This is a genomic window from Campylobacter sp. (assembly GCF_017646085.1).
Taxonomy (GTDB): domain Bacteria; phylum Campylobacterota; class Campylobacteria; order Campylobacterales; family Campylobacteraceae; genus Campylobacter.
Genome location: NZ_JAGCNF010000132.1, coordinates 1 through 5,099 on the forward strand (window position 1 = coordinate 1; position 5,099 = coordinate 5,099).

General features: G+C 33.3%; 2 protein-coding genes and 1 pseudogene. All 3 read left to right on the plus strand.

Features of this window, described 5'->3' with window-relative positions; genetic code table 11:
• Positions 1 to 27: 27 nt before the first annotated feature.
• Positions 28 to 1,299 (plus strand): annotated as a pseudogene (gene ppk1 / locus J6V67_RS06985) (polyphosphate kinase 1); the annotation flags it as partial.
• A 414-nt stretch (positions 1,300 to 1,713) separates the two neighbouring features.
• Positions 1,714 to 3,975: a 5-methyltetrahydropteroyltriglutamate--homocysteine S-methyltransferase gene (metE, locus tag J6V67_RS06990; RefSeq protein ID WP_291860712.1), complete on the plus strand. Its 2,262-nt coding sequence runs from the start codon at positions 1,714 to 1,716 to the stop codon at positions 3,973 to 3,975.
• 53 nt (positions 3,976 to 4,028) lie between these two features.
• Positions 4,029 to 4,979, plus strand: a complete 951-nt coding sequence (locus J6V67_RS06995; protein ID WP_291860715.1) for a methylenetetrahydrofolate reductase — start codon at positions 4,029 to 4,031, stop codon at positions 4,977 to 4,979.
• Positions 4,980 to 5,099: the final 120 nt, after the last annotated feature.

The window sequence follows — 5,099 nt, forward strand, 5'->3', positions numbered from 1 at the left end:
ATAAAAGATTTTCATATGTAAATTTAGAAAATCTTTTATAAAGATATCTATGAATATAATATTCCACTAACACTTGGAGCGCTTTGGCAAATTATTGGGGATAAGGAATTTTCTCATTTACTACTTCCGCCATACACACCAAAGACTCTACCGCCATTTGGGCAAAATATTTCTATGTTTGATGCTATCGATAAAGAAGATGTGTTATTATTTCATCCATATGAGAGTTTTGATCCTGTTACGCAGTTTATTAGAGAGGCAGCTAAAGATCCAAAGGTTATATCAATTAGAATGACCTTATATAGAGTGGAGAAAAACTCAGCTATAATTCAAGCATTAATAGATGCTGCTAATGAAGGCAAGCAAGTTACTGTAATGGTTGAATTAAAAGCGAGATTTGATGAGGAAAATAACCTTCATTGGGCAAAAGCACTAGAAAATGCTGGTGCGCATGTAATATATGGTATTACTGGATTTAAAGTACATGCAAAGGTTAGTCAAGTTATTCGTCAAGTAGGGGATAAGCTAAATTTCTATATTCATTTAGGTACTGGTAATTATAATGGTAGTAGTGCTAAGATTTATACCGATGTGAGCTACTTTACCTCTAGAGCTGATGTGGCAAAAGATACCACAACATTTTTTCATATTTTATCAGGCTTTAGTAAAAATCGCCGCTTAAATGGATTATCAATGTCACCAATGCAGATTAAAGAGCGTGTGATTGCAATGATCAAAAACGAAGCTAAAATGGGTAGCGAAGGTAGAATCATTGCTAAGATGAATGCGCTAGTAGATAGCGATGTAATAAAGGCGCTATATGAAGCTAGTAACGCTGGAGTACAGATAAATTTAATAATACGTGGTATCTGCTGTTTGCGTCCTGGAGTACCTGGAATGAGCGAGAATATAAAAGTTAGATCAATAATTGGCAAATACCTAGAACATGCTAGAATATTCTATTTTAAACACGCTAATCCTAAATTCTATATCAGTAGCGCTGATTGGATGCCAAGAAATCTTGAGCGTAGATTAGAGTTGATGACTCCAATTACTGACCCGGTATCTCAAGGTAAGTTAGGTGAAATACTGCGCTTGCAAGTTCAAGATAATGAGCTAGCATTTGAATTAGAAAGTGATGGCGAGTATCACAGCATAATAAAATCTGAAGGCGAAAAAGTAGTAAATAATCAAGAGTTTTTTGAAGGCTATCTAAATAAGATTTTCAAAACAATGAAAAAATCTAGTGACCAAGACAAAGTTCAAATTCTAGCCTCAAAACTATTTAAAGAGAGTTAATAGCCCTTGCTTTAGCAGGGCTATTTCAGCTATTATTTATAAGTTTTTTGCTAAAATTGGCCAATTTTAAATTCAAGGATATAATTAGCTATGAGCTGTCCCATGCGTACTTGCTTACCGTGCTATTTCTAAAGCTTTAAATAGTGATAAATTTACATTTTTAGCTAGATTACAACTCTCATTTGTTAGCGCTATATCCTATTTGGCTTTTGTAGTTACTTTTCCAGTGCATTGTAATTGTATATTTAAGCGAAAAACACGTATAACTCTATTAAAGCTAAAAAATTTCTATTGTAGTGATTTTAGTCAATTTTATAGATTTCACGGACTTCAACCGCCACTTGTTTTGTTTGAAATGCGCCCTTTATACAGCCAAATTAAATAAATTTAAAAATATATAATAAGGATAATAAAATGTCAAAAAGTTTCGTAACAGGATTTCCAAGAATTGGTGAGCAAAGAGAGCTTAAATTTGCTCTTGAGAGTTTTTGGGCTGGTAAAACTAGCTTTGGTGAAGTAGAAAAAGTAGCTACTGAGTTAAAAAAACGCCACTGGAACTATCAAATAGACGCAAAAGTAGATTTAATTAGCGTAAATGATTTTTCATATTATGATTTAATGCTTGATAATATTGTAACTTTTGGTGCTATCCCTCCACGTTTTGCTGGACTTAGCGGTTATGATTTATACTTCTCAATGGCTAGAGGAAATGCAAATAGTGTAGCTATGGAGATGACAAAATGGTTTAATACAAATTACCACTATATCGTTCCTGAGCTTAGTCGTGATATTAAATTTAGTCTAGATAGTAGCAAAATTATTGCTGAGTATAAAGAGGCAAAAGCTGCAGGTGTATTAAATGCAAAAATAAATTTAATTGGCCCTATAACATTCTTAGCTCTTAGTAAAACAACAGATGGTAGCAATGCGCTTGATCATTTAGATGCTTTAAGTAGTGAGTATGTAAAGCTAATTGCTGAACTTTCAAAACTTGATAATGAGATTATTATTCAAATAGATGAGCCAATATTTGTAACCGATAGAGCAAATGAGCTAGCTAGCAAAATAGTACCTATCTATGACGCGCTTGCAAGTGCTGCAAATAATGTTAAAATCATATTTATGACATATTTTGAACATGCTAATGAGGCTGTAGCTCAAGTAGTAAAAAGTAAAATTTGGGCTATAGGTTTGGATTTTGTTCATGCAGCTTGTCAAGAAGAAGCTTTAAAATTACTATCAAATAGCGATAAAGTGCTTTTTGCTGGATTAATAGATGGTAGAAATGTATGGGTAAGCAATCTAGATGCTAAAGCTGAAATTGTAAATAAAATCAAAGCATTTATCCCAGATGAACGCCTATATATCGGTACTTCGTGCTCACTTTTACATGTGCCATATACTCTAAAATATGAAGAAAATTTAAGTATAAAAGAGTGGTTAGCATTTGGTGTTGAAAAGCTTACAGAGCTTAAAATTCTAAAAAAATTAGTAAATGGTGGGGAATTTTGTGAAACTGGTAAATGCTTAATAGAGGCTAATCGTGCAGCAATTGCTTCTAGAAAAACTTCAGAGTTAATCAATGATATAAATGTTCAAAATAGGGTAAAATCTTTAACTAAATTTGATAGAGATACAGCTTATGAAGAGCGTATTAAAATTCAAAAAGAGGCTTTTAATCTACCTGATCTTCCAACTACAACAATTGGTAGCTTCCCTCAAACTCCAGAGTTGCGCCAAGTTCGTAACGCATATAAAAAATCTCTAATTACAAAAGAGTCTTATGAGAGCGAGATTAAAAAATATATTGATGATTGTATCAAATTTCAAGAAGATTGCGGTCTAGATGTATTAGTTCATGGTGAACCAGAAAGAAATGATATGGTTGAATACTTTGGTGAGCAGTTAAAAGGTTATGCTTTTAGTGCTAATGGTTGGGTTCAAAGCTACGGTAGTCGTTGCGTTAAGCCACCACTTTTATTTGGTGATGTAAGTCGTCCAGCACCTATGACAGTTGATTGGATTACATATGCTCAAAGCCGCACATCAAAAATAATGAAAGGTATGCTAACAGGCCCTGTAACTATCCTTAACTGGAGCTTTGTAAGAGATGATAAGCCAAGAAGCGAAATTGCTAAAGAGCTTGCACTTTGTATATATGATGAGATAGATGACTTGCAAAAAGCTGGTATTAAAATAATCCAAGTAGACGAGGCTGCGTTTAAAGAGGGATATCCACTTCGTAAAGAAAATATTCCAGCATATGAAAAATTCGCAGTTGATTGCTTTAAATTAAGCGTTTGTGCTGCTAATGCCTCTACTCAAATTCATACACATATGTGCTACTCTGAATTTAATGATATCATTAAAACAATAGAAGCAATGGATGCTGATGTAATTAGTATTGAAACAGCTAGAAGTGGCAATGAGCTTCTAAAAATATTTAAATCTGTAGGCTATAAACAAGAAGTAGGCCCTGGTGTATATGATATCCATAGTCCACGTATCCCTACGGTAGAAGAGATCGCAGCGCAAATCAATGCACTACTAGAGGTTCTACCTAAATCTCAGCTATGGATCAATCCAGATTGCGGATTAAAAACTCGTAAATGGCCAGAAGTAAAACCAAGTCTAGAAAATATGGTAAAAGCCGTTAAAATTGTTCGTATGAGCTAATTTATTTATAGAGCTAACTTTGGTTAGCTCTCTTAAGTAAATTTTGGAGTCATATGCTAAAAAATAAGATAAGACAAGGTAAATCTGGAATTGTTCTATATGGGCTTACACCTCCTAAGATTAGTTTAAGTCAAAGCGAGGCTAGTGAGATTGCGCAGCGCCAGTTGCAAAGGCTTGAGGGGATAAAGATCGATGGTCTAGTGATATATGACCTTCAAGATGAGAGTAATCGTAATTCTCAAAATAGAACATTTGAGTTTGTCCGTACGATAAAACCTGAAATTTATGCTAAAGATTATCTGCAAAATCGTTATGAAGCTGTAATATATAAGGCTGTAGGAAACTATGATAAAAATGAATTTAAAGAGTTTTTACTAAATCATAGTGATGCAGTTAGTGTATTTGTGGGAGCTAGTTCGGCTATTGATACGCCAAAGCTTAGTCTAAATGATGCATATAAAATGAAAAAGGAAATAGCTAGCAATTTAACACTTGGTGGTATATGCATTCCTGAGAGACACACTAAAAAACACGATGAAGATTTGCGTGTAGCATCTAAGCGTGTTAAGGGTTGTGAGTTTTTTATAACTCAAGCTGTTTATGATATCGAAACAGCAAAGCGATTTTTAGATGATTTTGCCAAACTTGGGATTAAGAATACTCCGATAATTTTCACATTTACACCGTGTGGTAATGAAAAAACATATGAGTTTATGCAGTGGCTTGGTATATCTGTAAGCAATCTATCTAAAAATAGAATTTTTGATAGTGATGATGCACTAGAGAGCTCAGTCGAGCTTAGCCTTGATATGTTTGAATTTTTGTATAAATATGGCACTGCTAAAGGTATTAGCGTAGGGGCAAATATTGAGAGTATCTCTACTAGAAAGGTTGAGATCGATGCATCAATTAGGCTACTTAAGGGAATTATCGCAATTGTAGAGAAAAACTCACTAGAAAATACAAAAAGCAAAATTCAAAGCGCTTCTAAATTTGATGAATAAATAATTTTTTTAATATAGATATTATATAAAATCATTTAAATTTATTGGATGATTTTATATAATCTAATATTAATATTATCTATTGATATCTATATATTTTAGTTTTGATGTTGTCGCATA